The 18,110-nt window shown below is 73.5% G+C and carries 15 protein-coding genes; 11 read left to right on the top strand and 4 right to left on the bottom strand.

Annotated elements, in window-relative coordinates; all coding sequences use genetic code 11:
* The first annotated feature begins 86 nt into the window (after positions 1-86).
* The 3 genes from OHA91_RS26460 to OHA91_RS26450 all read left to right on the top strand — a co-directional run bounded on the left by OHA91_RS26460 (position 87) and on the right by OHA91_RS26450 (position 1,977).
* A complete protein-coding gene (locus tag OHA91_RS26460) occupies positions 87-719 on the top strand; it encodes a DUF3105 domain-containing protein (RefSeq protein WP_051892605.1) in 633 nt (210 codons plus the stop codon).
* On the top strand, positions 716-1,393 hold the full coding sequence (locus tag OHA91_RS26455; RefSeq protein WP_031146223.1) for a DUF305 domain-containing protein: 678 nt from the start codon (positions 716-718) through the stop codon (positions 1,391-1,393). The genes OHA91_RS26460 and OHA91_RS26455 overlap by 4 nt, the downstream gene beginning before the upstream one ends.
* 164 nt (positions 1,394-1,557) lie before the next feature.
* Positions 1,558-1,977, top strand: coding sequence for a CBS domain-containing protein (locus OHA91_RS26450; protein ID WP_266501813.1), 420 nt, complete (start codon positions 1,558-1,560; stop codon positions 1,975-1,977).
* 30 nt (positions 1,978-2,007) lie between these two features.
* On the opposite strand, the gene OHA91_RS26445 is transcribed toward OHA91_RS26450, so the two are convergent.
* Together OHA91_RS26445 and OHA91_RS26440 are read right to left on the bottom strand one after the other, a co-directional pair.
* Positions 2,008-2,943, bottom strand: coding sequence for an alpha/beta fold hydrolase (locus tag OHA91_RS26445; protein ID WP_408059186.1), 936 nt, complete (start codon positions 2,941-2,943; stop codon positions 2,008-2,010).
* Entirely contained in the window at positions 2,940-3,641 is a 702-nt protein-coding gene (locus tag OHA91_RS26440; protein ID WP_031146217.1) for a DUF998 domain-containing protein, read from the bottom strand. Before OHA91_RS26440 ends, OHA91_RS26445 begins: the two co-directional genes overlap by 4 nt.
* Before the next feature lie 75 nt (positions 3,642-3,716).
* Between OHA91_RS26440 and OHA91_RS26435 the strand changes: the two genes are divergently transcribed.
* From OHA91_RS26435 to OHA91_RS26420, 4 genes are all read left to right on the top strand, one after another.
* Positions 3,717-4,091, top strand: a complete 375-nt coding sequence (locus tag OHA91_RS26435; RefSeq protein WP_328740153.1) for a hypothetical protein — start codon at positions 3,717-3,719, stop codon at positions 4,089-4,091.
* A 200-nt stretch (positions 4,092-4,291) separates the two neighbouring features.
* Complete coding sequence (locus tag OHA91_RS26430) at positions 4,292-5,872, top strand: multicopper oxidase family protein (RefSeq protein WP_031146215.1); 1,581 nt, start codon at positions 4,292-4,294, stop codon at positions 5,870-5,872.
* Between the two features lie 109 nt (positions 5,873-5,981).
* A complete protein-coding gene (locus OHA91_RS26425; RefSeq protein WP_031146212.1) occupies positions 5,982-7,190 on the top strand; it encodes a DUF4352 domain-containing protein in 1,209 nt (402 codons plus the stop codon).
* 130 nt (positions 7,191-7,320) lie between these two features.
* Positions 7,321-9,075: an NAD+ synthase gene (locus tag OHA91_RS26420; RefSeq protein ID WP_266501799.1), complete on the top strand. Its 1,755-nt coding sequence runs from the start codon at positions 7,321-7,323 to the stop codon at positions 9,073-9,075.
* 83 nt (positions 9,076-9,158) lie between these two features.
* Here the strand turns inward: OHA91_RS26420 and OHA91_RS26415 are convergent, their stop codons facing one another.
* Positions 9,159-10,187, bottom strand: a complete 1,029-nt coding sequence (locus OHA91_RS26415; protein ID WP_031146208.1) for an endonuclease/exonuclease/phosphatase family protein — start codon at positions 10,185-10,187, stop codon at positions 9,159-9,161.
* 288 nt (positions 10,188-10,475) lie between these two features.
* Between OHA91_RS26415 and panB the strand changes: the two genes are divergently transcribed.
* From panB to OHA91_RS26400, 3 genes are all read left to right on the top strand, one after another.
* Positions 10,476-11,345: a 3-methyl-2-oxobutanoate hydroxymethyltransferase gene (panB, locus tag OHA91_RS26410; RefSeq protein WP_328740151.1), complete on the top strand. Its 870-nt coding sequence runs from the start codon at positions 10,476-10,478 to the stop codon at positions 11,343-11,345.
* Between the two features lie 136 nt (positions 11,346-11,481).
* Positions 11,482-12,504 carry an ATP-binding cassette domain-containing protein gene (locus OHA91_RS26405; RefSeq protein ID WP_031146204.1) on the top strand — a complete coding sequence of 341 codons (1,023 nt, stop codon included), beginning with the start codon at positions 11,482-11,484 and terminating at the stop codon, positions 12,502-12,504.
* Positions 12,501-13,352 carry an ABC transporter permease gene (locus tag OHA91_RS26400; protein ID WP_031146201.1) on the top strand — a complete coding sequence of 284 codons (852 nt, stop codon included), beginning with the start codon at positions 12,501-12,503 and terminating at the stop codon, positions 13,350-13,352. Before OHA91_RS26405 ends, OHA91_RS26400 begins: the two co-directional genes overlap by 4 nt.
* Positions 13,353-13,409: 57 nt before the next feature.
* Here the strand turns inward: OHA91_RS26400 and OHA91_RS26395 are convergent, their stop codons facing one another.
* Positions 13,410-17,216 carry an AfsR/SARP family transcriptional regulator gene (locus OHA91_RS26395; protein WP_328740150.1) on the bottom strand — a complete coding sequence of 1,269 codons (3,807 nt, stop codon included), beginning with the start codon at positions 17,214-17,216 and terminating at the stop codon, positions 13,410-13,412.
* Positions 17,217-17,289: 73 nt separating this feature from the next.
* On the opposite strand from OHA91_RS26395, the gene OHA91_RS26390 reads away from it, so the two are divergent.
* Positions 17,290-18,090, top strand: coding sequence for a site-2 protease family protein (locus tag OHA91_RS26390; RefSeq protein WP_266501787.1), 801 nt, complete (start codon positions 17,290-17,292; stop codon positions 18,088-18,090).
* Positions 18,091-18,110 lie beyond the last annotated feature (20 nt).

The following is an 18,110-nucleotide window of genomic DNA, read 5'->3' as shown; positions in this document are numbered from 1 at the left end:
AGAAGGAACCAGGGCACATGGCCAGCAAGTCCGGCAGGACCCCCCAGCACACCGACCCGAACTCCCGCCAGGCGCGGATAGCCGAGATGCGCCGCGTCGAGAAGGCCCGGGAGCGGCGCAACAAGGCGATCGCGATCACCGTCTCGTCGGCCGTCGTCGTCGGTCTCGTCGGTTTCGGGGCCTGGGTGCTGATCGACCAGAAGCAGGAGGAGCAGCGCAAGGCGGCTGCCGCGGAGAAGCTCCGCAAGGAGGCGGAGGAGATCCGCAAGAAGCCGGTCGAGGGCGAGAAGCTCTGGGACGTGAAGAACCTCGGCCGCAACCACGTCGAGACGCCGGTGAAGTACGAGATGAACCCGCCGGTCGGCGGTGACCACCACCCCCGCTGGATGAACTGCAACGGCGACGTCTACAAGAACCCGGTGCCCGAGGTGAACGCCGTCCACTCGCTGGAGCACGGCGCCGTCTGGGTGACGTACAACGACAAGGCCGCCCCGGCCGACGTGGACAAGCTCGCCGCGACCGTCGGCAAGACCCCGTACACGCTGATGAGCCCGGTCAAGGAGCAGGCCGGCACGATCGTGCTCAGCGCGTGGGGCAAGCAGCTGACCGTGGACCAGGCGGACGACCCGCGGGTGGCGCAGTTCTTCACCAAGTACGTGCAGGGTGAGCAGACGCCGGAGCCGGGCGCGGCCTGCACGAGCGGGGTGGCCGGCAAGTGAGCCGCGCGATACCCCGTACGTACTGGGTCGCGGGCACGGCCGTCCTGCTGGCGCTGCTGTTCGCGGCGGCGGCCACGGTCGCCGCCGCGAAGGGATCCGGTTCGCCGGCGCCTCCTGCGGAGCCCCGTACACCGGGGCTGCACTCCGCCGACGCCGGTTTCGCGCGGGACATGTCGGTCCATCACCAGCAGGCGGTGGAGATGTCCTTCATCGTGCGGGACCGCACCCAGGACGAGGCGGTGCGCACTCTCGCCTACGACATCGCCAACACCCAGGCGAACCAGCGGGGCATGATGCTCGGCTGGCTGGACCTGTGGGGGCTGCCGAAGGTGGTGGCCGGCGAGCCGCCGATGTCGTGGATGGGGAGCTCGGCGGGCCACGGCGGGCACGCCGGGCACGGCCCCGCCAAGCCCGGCGCGCTGATGCCCGGCATGGCCACCAAGGAGGAGCTGGAGCAGCTCGGGGCCGCCTCGGGGCGGGACGCGGAGGTGCTCTTCCTCCAGCTGATGACCGACCACCACAAGGGTGGCGTGACGATGGCCGAGGGGTGCGCGCAGCAGTGCGTGACCCCCGTCGAGCGGGAGCTGGCGCAGGGCATGGTCGACGCGCAGCGCTCGGAGCTCACCCTCATGGCGGACATGCTGAAGCAGCGCGGAGCCACACCGCGCGGCTGACGGGACACGCTCGTACGGTGGTGGGAGGCGCCCTCTCACCCGTACGGGCGTGTGCTCCGCCGTTCGGGGGTCGTGGGGTGGGCCGAACGGCCGCATCCCGGTGGGGACGCCCGGCCGGGCGCGCCCGCACCCGGCCGTGAACGGCGTGCTCAGGAGGTTCAGTCATGACCACCGCCGCAGACATCATGCACCCCGGGGCCCAGTGGATCCCGGCGCACGAGACCCTCGACCGGGCCGCCGAGCTGATGGCCCGGCTCAATGTGGGTGCGCTGCCCATCAGCGACTCCGAAGAGCGGTTGTGCGGCATCATCACCGACCGCGACATCGTCGTGAACTGCGTGGCCAAGGGCCTGGACCCGTCGAAGATGACGTGCGGGGACATGGCCAAGGGCACGCCGCGCTGGATCGACGCCGGCGCGGACGTGTCCGCCGTGCTGGACGAGATGGAGAGCCACCAGATCAAGCGGCTGCCCGTGATCAAGGACAAGAAGCTGGTCGGCATGATCAGCGAGGCCGACCTGGCCCAGCACCTGTCCGAGGACCAGCTGGCGGGCTTCGTCGAGAAGGTCTACGCCCGGCGCTGACGGGGCACGGAGCCCGTGGCCCGTGGCCCGTCAGTACACGTCCCGCCGCTCCGGCTCCCGCTCCCGCTCACTCGTCTCCACGACCGTCCGGGCCACCTGGTCCGGACGGTCGAGCATGACCAGGTGGCCTGCGGGCTCGGCGACCTCGAAGCGGGCGCCGAGCCGGTCGGCGAGGTCCGCCTGGCGGGCCAGCCAGCGCAGCGCGCCGCGGCCGGACGTTCCGTCGTGACCGGCGAGCACGGTGGTGGGGGCGGTCAGCGGGCGGGTGCGGCGCAGCGCCGCCAGTTCGGCGGCCATGTCCAGGTAGCGGGAGTTCTCCAGCAGGGCTCCGCGCCAGACGCGGCCGGTGCGGTAGCAGCGGCGTACGAGGTCCGGCGCGGCCGGGTCGCCGCCGCCCGTGCGGGAAGCCCGTACGGTGGCGCGCCGGACGGCGGGACCCAGTGCGGCCGGCAACCCGGCGGCGGTCACGGCCCGGCCGAGGACGCGGGCGGCGCCGGTGCGCAGCGCGGCGGGCAGGACCGTACGGGGATCCTCCTCGACGCTGGCGTCGAGGAGGACCAGGGCGGCGGTGCGCTCCGGGTACAGGCGGGCGAAGCCCTCGGTGTGGAAGGCGGCGATCGAGTGCCCGACGACGGTGACCGGGGCGGCCGCGGGCCCTCCGTGTCCCAGCGCGTCGAGGAGTCCGGCGATCCGGTGGGCCTCCCCGGCGGTGGTGGGCGGTGCGGTGGCGGGGGCGCTCAGACCGTGTCCGGGCCGGTCGAAGCGGACGACGGTGCAGCCCTCGGCGACGAGTAGCGCGGCGACGGCGTCCCAGTCGAACCAGGCCATGGCGAGTCCGGCGCTGAGCACGCACACGGGGCCCCGGCCCTCGACGACGACCTGCAGCGCGGTCCCGTCGACGTTGAGGAACAGGCCCGGGCCCTTCCCCCCGGAGTACGAGGGCTCGTACGGCTCGTGCGCGGTCACGTGCGGCGTTCCTTGTGGACGGAGTAGGCGAGCAGGCCCAGCCAGATTGCCACGAGCAGGACCTGGAGCCGCTGACCGGCGCCGAGCGCCCAGGTACCGCGTCCGGCGGTGAACATCGCGATGGCGGACAGGGTCCAGGCGGTGGCGAGCAGTTCCAGGACGACCAGCGCGGGGCCGTAGCGGGCGAGCGGGGCGAACCAGCCGTAGCGGCGGGCCGCGACCGTCAGGGCCACGAGCCCGACGAGGGCCCCGGTCATGGCGAGGGTGCTGCTGACGGCATGGGCCTGGTGGGTGGCGGGGACCAGCCCGGCGGTCTCCCGGGCGGCGCATTCGGGGTCCGCGGTGGGCGTGCAGCTCAGCGGGAGCCAGGCGTCGGCCGCGGTGGCCGCGCCGAAGAGGGTGACCCCGGCCCAGCCGGCGACCGCCCAGAGGCGGCGGGACTCGGCGTACTTCAGCAGCCGTATGAGGGCCAGCAGGCCGCCGACGAAGGCGAGCATCCCGGCGGTGAAGTCGGTGGCCCGGAAGAGGCCGCCGAGCGGCTGGTCCTGGGCGGCGAGTTCGCTGACGTACGTCTCGATGGGGTTGAGGCCCGTGGAGAGGACGACTTCGAGCACCCACGCGGTGTACGCCGCGGCGGCGAGGCCGATCAGGAGGGCGACCGGCCGGGCGGTGCGCGGAGTGAGTCCGTATGGGGACATAGTCTGACTAATCCTAATCAAGCTCGGGGTCGGTCCTCCGCCGATCGGACACCCACCCCGGGTAGGGTTCCGGCCATGACGCGCAGTGCTCGGCGAGCCGCCCCGGGGCCCCGGCTGCTGCTGCTCGCCGCGATGCTGCTGGGCGCCGTCACCCTGCTGTCCCCGGGCCCTCCTGCCGAGCCCCACGCCATGGAGGACGTGTCCCCGGGCCGGTGCGTTGCCTCGGCAGGGGCTTCCGGTGCGGCTGCGCGCGGTGGCGCTCACCACACCCCCGCCACCCCGCCGCAGGTGCGCGGAGCGGCCCAGGAACCTGCTCCGGAGCCGGAGCCGGCCGCCCGAGCGGCGCTGTCCGGAACCGGAAGGGGCCGCACCGGGTTCGGCTGCCCCGCCGTTCCCACCGCGGCCGCCGCCCTCGACCTCCCCGTCCGGTCGGCGGTACTGCGGATATAGGCCCGGCCCCGGCGTCGGCCCCGCGCTGTCACGCCACCGCCGCACCGCAGTCGCCGCGGCCCGGTCGCCGTACCGCTTGCCGCATCGCCGTGCCGCTGCTGCTACCGCTGCCGCTGCCGCGCCGACGTTCCCGTGGTTCGCCGCGCGGCGCCGCCGGACCGCGCCCGTGAACCCGTCCGACCACACCCCGAGGTGCTCCCTTGCGCTGTCTCCCCACCCGCCGCTCCGTATTCGGCGCCGCCGCTGCCGCCGTAGGCTCCGGGCTGCTCGCCGCCTGCTCCGGGCCCGCGGGCACCGCCGGCTCCCCGGGCTCCGCCGCGGACTCCCGCACGGGCCACGGCTCCATGCACCACGGCGGCCCGAAGGCCGACGGGCCCGAGGGGTACGTCGACCCGGCCGGTCCCGAGGTCCGGGCCGCCGAGGCAGCCCGCGGGGCCACCGGCCCGCTCACCGAGGTCAAGGTCACCGCCACCGCCACCACGCTCGACCTCGGCGGCGGGCGCACCGTGCGCTCCTGGGCGTACGGCGACCGGCTGCCGGGCCAGGAGGTCCGCGCCACCGCGGGCGGCACCCTCTCCCTCACCCTGGCCAACAACCTCCCCGAGGCCACCTCCCTGCACTGGCACGGCCTCGCGCTGCGCAACGACATGGACGGGGTCCCGGGGCTGACCCAGCGGGACATCGCCCCGGGCGGGTCCTTCGCGTACAAGTTCGCCGTCACGCATCCGGGGACGTACTGGTTCCACCCGCACACCGGGGTGCAGCAGGACCGCGGCCTGTACGCGCCGCTCATCGTCGAGGACCCGAAGGAGCCGCTGTCCTACGACAAGGAGTGGGTGGTGGTCCTCGACGACTGGATCGACGGGGTGGACGGGGCCACCCCGGATGCCGTCCTCGCCGAGCTCCGCAAAGGCATGAGCACGCAGGGCGCGGGCGCCGCCCACGGGCGCAAGTACGTCTTCATGGGCGGCGAGAGCGACGTCCTCGGCAAGGACGCGGGCGACGTCGTCTACCCGCACTACCTGGTCAACGGACGGGTCCCGGAGGACCCGTCCGTCTTCACCGCCCGCCCCGGGGACCGGATCCGGCTGCGCATCGTCAACGCCGGCGGGGACACCGCCTTCCGGATCGCCCTCGGCGGCCACGAACTGACGGTCACCCACACCGACGGCTTCCCGGTGGAGCACGCCACGACGCGCTCACTGCTGCTGGGCATGGGCGAGCGCTACGACGTCCTGGTCACCGCCCAGGACGGGGTGTTCCCGCTCACCGCGCTGGCGGAGGGCAAGGACGGGTCGGCGCTCGCGGTACTGCGCACCGGGACGGGCACGGCCCCCACGGCGGCGACCCGGCCGGCCGAGCTGGAGGCACGGCCGCTGATGGCGGGCGCGCTGCGGGCCGCCGGTGCGGCCGTACTGGCGCGGCGCGAGCCGGACCGTACGGTGCGGATCCGGCTGACGGGCTCCATGACCCGCTACAACTGGGCCTTCGACGGCAAGCCGTACACGCCGGACCAGCGGCATCCGGTCAAGGCGGGCGAGCGGGTCCGGCTGGAGTTCCGCAACGCGACCCCGATGTGGCATCCGGTGCACCTGCACGGGCACACCTTCGCGCTGGGCACGGAGCCCGGCGGGGCGCGCAAGGACACCGCGATCGTCCTGCCGGGCGGGCGGCTGACGGCGGACTTCGACGCCGACAACCCGGGGCTGTGGATGGCGCACTGCCACAACGTCTACCACTCGGAGTCCGGGATGATGACGGTGCTCGGCTACCAGCTCTAGCGCCGGGCCGGCCCACGGGGAGCGGGCGGGAATTCGGAAGGGCGTGCGCCACCGGCATGGCACCCTTGCTCTGATCACGACAGCCGCGACAAAGGACCCCTCCGCCGGTATGACCACCCCGCCGAACCCGCCCAGCACCCCCTCCGGCCCGCCGACGGAACCGGCGGGCACGCCCGTTCCCGACACGGCCCCGATACCGGCGCCCGCCCAGCCCCTCTCGCTCGAGAAGACCCCGGCCGCCTCCGCCGAACCCGCCGCCGAGCCGGCCCCGGAGGCCCCGGAGGCCCCGGAGGCCCCTGCCACTCCGGTGGCGGCGGACGCGCCCGCCGCGCCCGAGACCCCCGCAGCCGAACCGGCCCCGGCCCCCTCGGCGTTCGCCCCGCCCACGCCGGCGCCCGCCGGCCCGGCCGCGCCGTTCGGCGCCCCGGCCGCGCCGTTCGGCGTCCCGGGGGCGCCCGGCGGCCCCACCGACCCGTGGGGGCAGCCCGTTCCCGGCTACGGCTCCGCCCCCTACGGCGGCTACCCGCAGGCCGCCGAGACCAACGGCCTGGCCGTCGCCACCCTGATCGTCGGCGGTTTCGGCGTCGTCCTCGCCTTCGTTCCGTTCCTGTTCTGGCTCGGCGGCATCCTCGCCGTGACCGGCGTGGGCCTGGGCATCGGCGCCATCGTGCGCGCCAACAAGGGCGCCCCGAACAAGTCGATGGCCGTCATCGGCACCGTTCTCGCCGGTGCGGGCATCCTCGCCTCGGTCGGCGGCTTCTTCCTGACCGTCTCCGTCATCGAACGCACCACCGACCGCATCGAGGCGGGCATCGACGACGAGGACCTGGACCTCGACGGCCTGTACCCCAGCAGTGAGCCCTGGCCGTCCGGGTCCGGGTCGGCGTCGGCCTCGCCCTCCCAGGTCCCCGGCCTGACCAGCGCGCTGCAGTTCGGCGAGACCTACACCTACCCGAACGGGGTCAAGGTGAGCCTCTCGAAGCCGACGAAGTACGAGCCGAAGGGCATCATCGCCCGCGAGCAGGTCAAGAACGCGGTCCAGATCACCATCACCATCACCAACGGCTCGACCGCGCCGCACGAGGTCATCTACGCCGTGCCCAACGTCCGCGACGACAAGGGCATGACCGCCGAGATGGTCTTCGACAGCGGCGGCGGCAGCACCGTCCCGAAGATGGTGAAGGGATCGATCCTGCCGGGCGAATCCGCCAGCGGCGTCGTGGCGTTCGAGATCCCCGAGGGCACCAAGAGCATCACCGCGGACATCGCCGCCGGAACCCTGCTCGACGACGTGAAGTACGCCGGCCCCATCGGCTGACGCGACCTCACGACCGGCCCCGCGACCGGCCCGGCGGGAGGCCCGCAGGAGGCACCCCGGCACGCCGCAAGGCCCGGGAAACAGGCGGGGCCCAGGACATCGCGTCAGAAAGACGATTAGACTGGGCCCCGTGCCTCAACTACGCCTCGCTCTGAATCAGATCGACTCGCACGTCGGCAACATCGCCGCGAACGCCGACTCGGTCGTCCACTGGACCCGGCACTCCGCCGAGCAGGGCGCCCACCTGGTGGCGTTCCCGGAGATGATGCTGACCGGGTACCCCGTCGAGGACCTCGCCCTGCGCGGCTCCTTCGTCGAGGCCTCCCGCGGCGCACTGCGCGACCTCGCGGAGCGGCTGGCCGCCGAGGGCTTCGGCGAACTGCCGGTCGTCGTCGGCTACCTCGACCGGACCGAGAAGGCGACGCCCCGCCTCGGGCGCCCGGCCGGCTCCCCGGAGAACGCGGCGGCCGTCCTGCACGGCGGCCGGGTGGTGCTCCGCTTCGCCAAGCACCACCTGCCCAACTACGGCGTGTTCGACGAGTTCCGGTACTTCGTGCCGGGCAACACGCAGCCGGTGATCCGGGTGCGCGGCGTCGACGTGGCCCTGGCCATCTGCGAGGACCTCTGGCAGGAGGGCGGCCGGGTCCCGGCCACCCGCTCCGCCGGGGCCGGGCTGCTGGTCTCGATCAACGCCTCCCCGTACGAGCGCAACAAGGACGACGTACGCCTCGAACTGGTGCAGAAGCGCGCCCAGGAGGCCGGCTGCACCCTCGCCTACCTGGCGATGATCGGCGGCCAGGACGAGCTGGTCTTCGACGGCGACTCGATCGTCGTCGGCGCCGACGGCGAGGTCATCGCCCGCGCCCCGCAGTTCTCCGAGGGCTGCGTCCTGGTCGACCTCGACCTGCCGGCCGCGCGCGCCGACGCCCCCGAGGGCGTGGTGGACGACGGGCTGCGCATCGACCGCGTCGTCCTGTCCGAGGAGCCGGTGGATCCGTACGAGCCGGTCGTGACCGGCGGCTACGCCGACCGGCTCGACGACGACGAGGAGGTCTACGACGCGCTGGTCGTGGGCCTGCGCGCGTACGTGAAGAAGAACGGATTCCGCTCCGTCCTGGTCGGGCTCTCCGGAGGCATCGACTCCGCGCTCGTCGCCGCCATCGCCTGCGACGCGGTCGGCGCGCAGAACGTGTACGGCGTCTCGATGCCCTCGAAGTACTCCTCGGAGCACTCCAAGGGCGACGCGGCCGACCTGGCCGAGCGCACCGGCCTGAACTTCCGGACCGTGCCGATCGAGCCGATGTTCGACGCCTACATGGGCTCGCTGGGCCTCACCGGCCTGGCCGAGGAGAACCTCCAGTCCCGGCTGCGCGGCACCATGCTGATGGCCGTCTCCAACCAGGAGGGCCACATCGTGCTGGCCCCCGGCAACAAGTCGGAGCTGGCCGTCGGCTACTCCACCCTGTACGGCGACTCGGTCGGCGCGTACGGCCCGATCAAGGACGTCTACAAGAGCGACGTCTTCCGGCTCGCCCGGTACCGCAACCGGGCCGCGGCCGAGCGCGGCGAGACCCCGCCGATCCCGGAGAACTCGATCGTGAAGCCGCCGAGCGCCGAGCTGCGCCCCGGGCAGGTGGACACCGACTCGCTGCCGGACTACCCGGTGCTGGACGCGATCCTCGCCCTGTACGTGGACCGGGACCAGGGCCTGGACGAGATCGTGGCGGCCGGCTTCGACGCCGAGCTGGTCGCGAAGACCCTGCGGATGGTCGACACGGCCGAGTACAAGCGGCGCCAGTACCCGCCGGGCACGAAGATCTCCGCGAAGGGCTTCGGCAAGGACCGCCGGCTGCCCATCACCAACGGCTGGCGCGAACAGGCGTAGGCCCACCGGACAGGCCCGGCGGAACGCGGAGGGGCCCCACCGCATCACCGGTGGGGCCCCTCCGCGCCGCCGTGTGCGCGCCGCTACTTGTTCACCGTCAGCCGCGCGGCGACCGGCAGGTGGTCGCTGCCCGTGCGGGGCAGGGTCCAGGAGGCCTCCGGCCGGATCCCGCGGACCATGATCTGGTCGATGCGGGCCATCGGGAACTGCGCCGGCCAGCTGAAGCCGAAGCCGTCGCCGGCCGCGCCCTGGGTGGAGCGCATCTGCGAGGTGACCTCGGACAGGGCGCGGTCGTTCATGGTGCCGTTCAGGTCGCCGAGGAGGAGGACCTTCTTCAGGGGTTCGGCGGCGAGCGCGGCGCCCAGCGCGTCGGCGCTGTCGTCGCGCTGGTTGGCGGTGAAGCCCGCGTTCAGCTTGACCCGGACCGAGGGCAGGTGGGCGACGAAGGCCGCGACCTCGCCCTGCGGGGTGGCGACGGTGGCCCGCATGGCCCGGGTCCAGCCCATCCGGATGTCGACGGGGGCGCTGCCGCTCAGCGGGTACTTGCTCCACAGGCCGACGGTGCCCTCGACCGAGTGGTACTTGTAGGCGCTCGCCAGCGCCTTCTCGTAGACGGGGACGACACTGCCCTTGAGCTCGGTGAGGGCCAGGACGTCGGCACCGGAGCGGGCGACCGACTCGGCGGTGCCGCGCGGGTCGGGGTTGTCGGCGTCGACGTTGTGGGTGGCCACGACGAGGTCGCCGCCGGTGCCGGACTTGTCGAAGACCAGGCCGCCGAAGAGGTTCAGCCAGACCACCGCGGGCAGCAGGACCGCGATCAGCGCGGTCGCCGACCGGCGGAAGACGGCGCCCCCCACCAGAAGCGGAACGGCCAGACCCAGCCAGGGCAGGAAGGTCTCGGTGAGGCTGCCGAGGTTGCCCACGTCGTTGGGCAGCTCGGCGTGGAAGATCATGACCAGCGACAGCAGTACGGCGGTCGCGGCCAGGACCAGGCCCCGCCGCCAGATGCCCGGGTCCCTGCTCAGTTCGGCCAGCCGGCGCCGGAAGCGGGGCTCGGAGTGCTCGTGCTCCGAGCCGCCGTTCCCCGATTCCGTCCTGTACGCCTGTGCCATGCCGCTGCCCTCACTGCCGTGCTCGCGCTCCGTCCCCGCCCCTTGACCCTAGGCGATGAAGCGGAGCCTTCCGTGCCGTACGTCACGACCGTCCGTCGCGGTCGCACGTCCGGGAGGACGAACGGCCGTACGCAGGGGGTTCCGCTTGTCACGAAACGCGCACATTGGCGTACCCGCTGCGGCGGGCCGCCCGCACCACTTCCGCCCACGGCCCCGGGGATGCCACCATGGTGAGTGAGTCCGGGGACACCGTAAGGGTGCCTCGAGATGACACAAGGAGCAGTTGCAATGACGCACGCCGTTTCGCCTGCCCGCGAACCCGCAGCCGCCGCCTCCCCCACCCTGTACGGAGGCACGGGCACCCGGCGCATCACCGTCCGCGACCTGACCCTCGCCAAGGAACGCGGCGAGAAGTGGCCCATGCTCACCGCCTACGACGCGATGACCGCGTCCGTCTTCGACGAGTCCGGCATCCCGGTCATCCTCGTCGGCGACTCGATGGGCAATTGCCACCTCGGTTTCGACTCCACCGTCCCGGTGACGATGGACCACATGACCATGCTCTCGGCGGCCGTCGTACGCGGCACCAGCCGTGCGCTGGTCATCGGCGACATGCCGTTCGGCTCGTACCAGGAGGGCGCCGTGCAGGCGCTGCGCAGCGCGACCCGCCTGGTCAAGGAGGCCGGAGTGGGCGCCGTGAAGCTGGAGGGCGGCGAGCGTTCGCTGGCCCAGACGGAGCTGATCGTGCAGTCGGGCATCCCCGTCATGTCCCACCTGGGTCTGACCCCGCAGTCGGTCAACGCCATGGGCTACCGGGTCCAGGGCCGCGGCGACGAGGCCGCGCACCAGCTGCTGCGCGACGCGAAGGCCGCGCAGGACGCGGGCGCGTTCGCGGTGGTGCTGGAACTCGTTCCGGCCGAGCTGGCCGCCGAGGTCACCCGGTCCCTGCACATCCCGACGGTCGGCATCGGCGCGGGCGCGGAGTGCGACGCCCAGGTCCTGGTGTGGACCGACATGATGGGCCTGACCGGCGGAAAGATGCCGAAGTTCGTCAAGCAGTACGCGAAGCTCCGCGAGACCATGACGGACGCGGCGAAGGCCTTCGCCGAGGACGTCGTCGGCGGCACGTTCCCGCAGGCGGAGCACGCCTTCCACTGACACGGACGCCGGTGCGCCCCGCCGCTGTGAGGTGAACCACTGAGACGGCCCGCCGACCTCGCGTCGGCGGGCTGTCGTATGTCTGTCGTACCTTTGTCGGTCGCCTGTCGGTGCTTTGTCAGTGGCGCCTGGTCCCATGGTGGGCATGACGCGAAACGAAAAGAACCCCAACGCCGTGGAGGTGCGGGGGCTGGTCAAGCACTACGGCGAGACCAAGGCCCTCGACGGTGTCGACCTGGATGTCCGTGAGGGCACGGTCCTCGGGGTCCTCGGGCCCAACGGCGCCGGCAAGACCACGCTGGTGCGCTGCCTCTCCACCCTGATCGTCCCGGACGCCGGGACGGCGACAGTCGCCGGCTTCGACGTGGTCCGCCAGCCGCGGCAGCTGCGCCGCACCATCGGCCTGACCGGCCAGTACGCCTCGGTCGACGAGAAGCTCTCCGGCTGGGAGAACCTCTACATGATCGGGCGGCTGCTCGACCTCTCCCGCAAGGACGCCCGCAGCCGCGCGGACGAGATGCTGGAGCGCTTCTCCCTGACGGAGGCGGCGAAGAAGGCCGCCATGAACTACTCCGGCGGTATGCGCCGCCGACTCGACCTGGCCGCGTCCCTGATCGGCCGGCCGGCCGTGATCTACCTGGACGAGCCGACCACCGGTCTCGACCCGCGCACCCGCAACGAGGTGTGGGACGAGGTCCAGCGCCTGGTCGCGGAGGGCGCCACCGTGCTCCTCACCACGCAGTACATGGAGGAGGCCGAGCAGCTCGCGAGCGAGCTGACGGTCATCGACCGCGGCAAGGTCATCGCCAAGGGCAAGGTCGACGAGCTGAAGGCCCGCGTCGGCGGCCGCACCCTGAAGATCCGTCCCGTTTCCTCCTCGGACCTGCCGGGCATGGCCCGCTCGCTGGCCGAGGCCGGACTGGACGGCGTGGCCGGCTCCCAGGCCGTGCCGGACGAGGGCGTGCTCCTCGTCCCGATCCTGAGCGACGAGCAGCTGACCGCCGTGGTCGGCCTGCTGGCCGCCCGCGGGTACGCGATCGCCGACCTCGGCACCTACCTGCCCAGCCTCGACGAGGTGTTCCTGGCCATCACCGGCCAGAAGCCCACGCTCGTCGAGGACTCCGTCCCCACCGAGAAGACCGAGGAGGTCGCGGCATGAGCACCGTAACCACGACGAAGCCCGCCCCCGCCGCGCCCGGTCCGGCCAAGGTGGCCGCCGCCCGCGGTGAGGGACGGATCGGCCTGCGGGCCAACCTGCGGCACATCGGCGCCCTGGTGCGCCGCAACGCCCTGCAGATCAAGCAGGACCCGGAGTCGATGTTCGACGTCCTGTTCATGCCGATCATCTTCACGCTGCTGTTCGTGTTCGTCTTCGGCGGCGCGATCTCCGGCAAGGGCAACCAGGCGGACTACGTGAACTACGTGGTCCCGGGCCTCATGGCCATGATGGGCATGAACATCGCGATGGCGGTGGGCACCGGCGTCAACGACGACTTCAAGAAGGGCGTGATGGACCGGTTCCGGTCCATGCCGATCGCCCGGTCGTCCGTGCTCCTTGCCAAGATCGTCGTCGAGCTCGGCCGGATGATGGTGGCCATCGCGATCCTGCTGGGCGTGGGCTTCCTGCTCGGCCTGTCGATCAAGTCCTCGGTGCTGGACCTGTTCCTCGCCATCGGGCTGTCGGCCGTCTTCGGCAGCGCACTGATGTGGATCTTCATCCTGCTCGGGCTCACCATGAAGACCGCCCAGGCCGTCCAGGGCATGGCGATGCTGGTCCTGATGCCGCTGCAGTTCGGCAGCTCGATCTTCGCCCCGCCGTCGACGATGCCGGGCTGGCTGCAGTCCTTCACGGACTACAACCCGCTGTCGAACCTGGCGGACGCCGCCCGCGCCCTGATCAACGGCACTCCCGTCGGCGACTCGGTGTGGATGACGCTGATCTGGTCGCTGGCCATCACGGCGGTCACCATGCCGCTCGCGGTCCGGAAGTTCCGCCAGAAGACCTGACCCGCGGACCGGTCCACTCCGGATCGCGTCCCGGACGGGCACCGGCCGGGGGCCGGGTCAGACGAGGGCGGTGGCCTCCTCCAGGGTGAGGCCGCCGCCTTCGGCGTACGCCGCCTCGTAGGCGGTGTCGCCCAGCGCCGACCGTGCCTGCTTCTCGGCGAAGGCGAAGTCCTCGCGCTCCGTGGTCACCGGGAAGTGGTCGGGCGGCAGCAGGGCGCGGTAGGCGCCGAGCAGCCGGGCACCGTCGTGCTCCCGCTGCGGGCCGCCCGGCGACACCAGGGATACGGCGGCCGTCAGCAGGAACGTGGCGGGCAGGTGCGGGGCGACCATCAGTGCCAGCGGGTGCCGGAAGGCGGCCGTGGCGTCGCGGATCCCCTGCAGGGCGTCCTCGTAGCGGCCGTCCTGGTTGTCCAGCCAGGCCGACGTGGCGAGCAGGAACACGTCGAAGATGGCGTACGCGCCGAAGGCGAACTCCTCGCGCAGCACCTGGATCTGCACACGGGCCTCGTCGATCCGCCCGGTACGGCCGAGGATGCCCGCGAGGAACATCCGGGCGGCGGGCATCGCCTCGTTGCCGAACTGCTGCACCGTGGCGGTGATCTCGGTGAGGATCCGCTCCGCCTCCGCGATCTCGCCGTTCTCGGTGAGCGTGCCGGCCATCCGCACGCGCAACACCGTCACCTGCGCCTTCGCGCCGAGGCGTTCGGCGTATGCGATCGCCTCGCGGTAGTCGCGGGCGGCCAGGGCGTGCTCGCCGCGCCGCTCCCGGGACTCGGCGCGGGCGGAGAGCGCCTCCGCGCAGCCCCAGTCGTCGCCGAGTTCCCGGAAGAGCTCCAGGCTCTCGTCGGCGTCGCGGGCGGCGTCGCCCGCCCAGTCGGAGCGGTTGGCGAGGATGTTGGCGCGCAGCTGGAGGGCGGAGGCCAGCTCCCAGCGGTGACCGAGCGCGCGGGTGGTGGCCACGGTCGCGTCGACGACCCGCTTGAGCAGCCCGGCGTCGCCCGCGATCATGACGGCGTAGATCCACAGGGAGGCCGGCGTGCGGCAGGTCTGCGGCAGCCCGGGCCGGTAGGTGGCGATCACCCCGTCGACCAGGGCACGGACCTCGGGGTCGTCCCAGTCCTTGTTGGTCTGGTCCCGGGCCGCCAGCCGGACCAGGTGCAGGGCGCGCCAGGCCTCGGCGAGCACCTCGCCCGTGTAGGGCGGCGGCGCGTCCACGAGCTGTCCGTACACCGGCTCCGCCGGGACGACGGGCGCGACGAAGGGGTTGGGGCCGAGGGTCGCGACCGCCTCCGCCCAGTGCCGGGACTCGGCCCGCTGGTCGAGGAGGTGCCAGTACCAGCCCAGGGAGTGGACGAGGCAGAGCGCCTCGTCCGCGTCGCGGGTGGTGACGGCCCGGCGCAGGGCCGTACGGATGTTCTCGTACTCGGTGGCCAGCCGCTGCGCCGTCTCGCGCTGGCGGCGGCCGCGGAGCAGGGGGTCGCTGGTCCGGGCGAGCTCGCGGTAGTGGACGAGGTGGCGGCGGGCGGTGTCCTCGCGGTCGCCGCCGGCTTCGGTGAGGCGCTCGGCGGCGTATTCGCCCACCGTCTCCAGGAGGCGGTAGCGCATACCGGAGCCGTCGGGGGCGGGAGCGGCGACGACGAGGGACTTGTCGACGAGGGAGCCGAGGGTGTCGGCGACGTCCCGGGCGGTGTCCCCGGCCGGGTCGGCGCAGACGGCCTCGGCGGCGGCGAGGTCGCAGCCGCCCGCGAAGACGGACAGCCGGCGCAGGACGGTGCGCTCGGCCTCGTCGAGGAGGTCCCAGGACCAGTCGACGACGGCCCGCAGGGTCTGCTGGCGCGGCAGCACCGTACGGGCGCCGCTGGTCAGCAGCCGGAAACGGTCGTCCAGCCGGTCCGCGATCTGCCGCGGCGTCAGCAGCCTGAGGCGCGCCGCGGCCAGCTCGATGGCGAGCGGCAGCCCGTCGAGACGGCGGCAGATCTCGGCGGCGGCGGCCGGGTCCTCGTCCACGGTGAACCCGGCGCGGGCGGCCGCCCCGCGGTCGCCGAGGAGCCGCAGCGCGATCGGGTCGGGCAGCGGTTCGACGGGGCGCAGGGACTCCCCCGGCACCCCGAGGGGTTCGCGACTGGTGGCCAGGATCTGGACGCCGGGGCAGTGGGTGAGGAGGCGCTCGGCGAGCTCGGCGGCGGCTTCGACGACGTGCTCGCAGTTGTCGAGGACGAGCAGCAGCCTGCGGTGGGCGCAGTGCTCGGCGAGCCGGTGGAGGGGGTCGTCGCCGTTGCGGTCGGTCAGCGCCCGCAGTTCCTCGGCGGCGGCGCCGCGCAGCTTGGTCTCACGTGCGCCGACTGCGGCGAGGGTGGCTTCGGCGACGTCCTCCGGGTCGTCGACGGGGGCCAGCTCGACCAGCCACACGCCGTCGGGCCATCCGCCGCGCGGCTCGTGCGCCTCGGCGGCCTCCTGCGAGAGCCGGGTCTTGCCGGCGCCGCCGGGCCCGAGGAGCGTGACGAGCCGGGCCCGCGCGAGATCGTCGCCGATGACGCGGATGTCGTCCTCCCGGCCGACGAAGGTGGTCAGCCGTGCCCGCAGATTGCCGCTGCCCTGGCCGGACGGGGCGGGGGCCCGGGCGGCCGGCGGCGAGGAGGCGTGGATGGACCCGGCCGGGCCGTGGCCAGGGCCACGGCCCGGGACCTGGGCATGGCCCGGGACCTGGGCATGGCCCGGGACCTGGGCATGGCCCGGGCCGGGGCCCGACGCCGAGGCATGGCCCGAGGCCGGGCCGGGGCCTGAGACCGGGCCGGGGCCCGAAGCCGAGGCATGGCCCGAGACCGGGCCGTGGGCGGAGGCCGGGCCGGGGCCCGAAGCCGAGGCGTGGCCCGAGACCGGGCCGTGGGCGGAGGCCGGGCCGGGGCCCGAAGCCGAGGCATGGCCCGAGACCGGGGCATGGCCCGAGACCGGGCCGTGGGCGGAGGCCGGGCCGGGGGTGGAGCCTGGGCCGGGGCCCGAGGCCGAGGCGTGGTCATGGGGCGCAGCCGGACCGTGGCCCGCAGCCGGACCATAGGGCGCGGCCGGGCCATGGGCATGGCCCGGGTGTTCCGGGCCGCCGGGGTGGGCGAACCTCGGCCCGGCGGTCGCAGGCCAGGTCGCCGGGCCGGAGTCCGCCGGGGCCAGGAGTTCGGCGTGCAGGGCGCGCAGGACCGGGCCGGGGTCCGTGCCGAGCCGGTCGGCCAGGTCCCGGCGGACGTCGTCGTAGGCGGACAGGGCCTCCGCCGGGCGGCCCGCGTCGCGCAGGGCCCGGATCCGCAGCGCCTGGAGCGGCTCGTCCAGCGGCTGCTGCGCGCACAGCGCGGTCAGCTCCGGCAGGGAGTGCTCGGCCTCGCCCAGGGCCAGGGCCGCCGTGAGCCGGCCCCGGCGCGCCTCCATCCGTACGGCGTTCCAGCGGGCGGCCTCCGCGGCCGGGTCGGGCAGGTCCGCGAGGGCCGGTCCGCGCCACAGGGCGAGGGCCTCGTCGTACAGGGCGGCGGCCTCGGCCGGGTCCCGCGCCTCGGCGCCGGCCCGAGCCAGCCGTTCGAACCGGTACAGGTCGACGTCCTCGCGCTCGGCGGCCAGCCGGTAGCCGCCGTCGGCGGACAGCACGGCGGTGCGCCCCAGCGCCCGGCGCAGCCGGGCCACGAGGGCCTGCAGGGCGGCCACGGCGTCGGACGGAGGGGCGCCGTCCCACACCTCGTCTACCAGCAGCCGGGCCGGCACCACCCGCCCCGGGCGCAGCGCGAGCGCCGTCAGGAGCGCGCGCAGGCGCGCCCCGCCGACGGCCACGGGGGTCCCGTCGTCGCGGAGGGCCTGGACGGAGCCGAGGATCGCGTAACGCACCGGCCCATTGTCCCCGGACCCCGGCCCGGCCCCGAACCGTTTTCCGCGCGCGGCCCGGGATAGGTTTCCCCGCATGGGTCATCAGGGCACCCGCCACGAGCGGCGGATCAGTTCGGTATTCCTCGGCATCTTCGCCGTCATGGCCGTCACGGGCTGGGCGGTGTGGACCGGGTACTCGACGAGCACCGGGCTCGCCGTGTTCCTCTTCGTGACGTCGGCGTGGATCGTCTCCCTCTGCCTGCACGAGTACGCGCACGCCCGTACCGCCCTGCACGGCGGCGACCTCACGGTCGGCGCCAAGGGCTACCTGACCCTGAACCCCCTCAAGTACACGCACGCGCTGCTCAGCATCGTCCTGCCGGTGGTCTTCGTGATCCTGGGCGGGATCGGCCTGCCGGGCGGCGCGGTCTTCATCGAGCGCGACCGGATCCGGGGCCGCTGGAAGCACAGCCTGATCTCGGCGGCGGGACCGCTGACGAACGTGGCCTTCGCGATCGTCTGCACGGCACCCTTCTGGCTGGACGCCCTGGACGGGGTGCCGCTCGCCTTCCGCTACGCGCTCGGTTTCCTCGCGATGCTCCAGGTGACGGCGGCGATCCTGAACTTCCTGCCGGTGCCGGGCCTCGACGGCTACGGGGTGATCGAGCCGTGGCTGTCGTACCGGGTGCGGCGCGAGGTGGAGCCGCTGGCGCCGTTCGGCCTGATCGCCGTCTTCGCACTGCTGTGGATCCCGGCGGTCAACGTCTTCTTCTTCGACGTGGTGGACGGGGTGCTGTCGGCGCTGGGCGTGTCGGACCTGGAGACGTACTGCGGCCGCGACCTCTACCGTTTCTGGCAGGAGGGCAGCGGCGTCTGCGAGGTCCCGCAGGACTAGGCCGTATCGATCGGACCTTG

Origin of the sequence: Streptomyces erythrochromogenes (assembly GCF_036170895.1) — a bacterium.
GTDB lineage: Bacteria > Actinomycetota > Actinomycetes > Streptomycetales > Streptomycetaceae > Streptomyces > Streptomyces erythrochromogenes.
This window is presented reverse-complemented; position numbering and strand designations above follow the sequence as displayed.

Coding starts and splice junctions, on each gene's coding strand:
- panB (WP_328740151.1), top strand. CDS start 10,476: ATGACGCACGCCGTTTCGCCTGCCCGCGAACCCGCAGCCGCCGCCTCC.
- OHA91_RS26425 (WP_031146212.1), top strand. CDS start 5,982: ATGACCACCCCGCCGAACCCGCCCAGCACCCCCTCCGGCCCGCCGACG.
- OHA91_RS26405 (WP_031146204.1), top strand. CDS start 11,482: ATGGTGGGCATGACGCGAAACGAAAAGAACCCCAACGCCGTGGAGGTG.
- OHA91_RS26440 (WP_031146217.1), bottom strand. CDS start 3,641: ATGTCCCCATACGGACTCACTCCGCGCACCGCCCGGCCGGTCGCCCTC.
- OHA91_RS26450 (WP_266501813.1), top strand. CDS start 1,558: ATGACCACCGCCGCAGACATCATGCACCCCGGGGCCCAGTGGATCCCG.
- OHA91_RS26390 (WP_266501787.1), top strand. CDS start 17,290: ATGGGTCATCAGGGCACCCGCCACGAGCGGCGGATCAGTTCGGTATTC.
- OHA91_RS26435 (WP_328740153.1), top strand. CDS start 3,717: ATGACGCGCAGTGCTCGGCGAGCCGCCCCGGGGCCCCGGCTGCTGCTG.
- OHA91_RS26415 (WP_031146208.1), bottom strand. CDS start 10,187: ATGGCACAGGCGTACAGGACGGAATCGGGGAACGGCGGCTCGGAGCAC.
- OHA91_RS26460 (WP_051892605.1), top strand. CDS start 87: ATGCGCCGCGTCGAGAAGGCCCGGGAGCGGCGCAACAAGGCGATCGCG.
- OHA91_RS26400 (WP_031146201.1), top strand. CDS start 12,501: ATGAGCACCGTAACCACGACGAAGCCCGCCCCCGCCGCGCCCGGTCCG.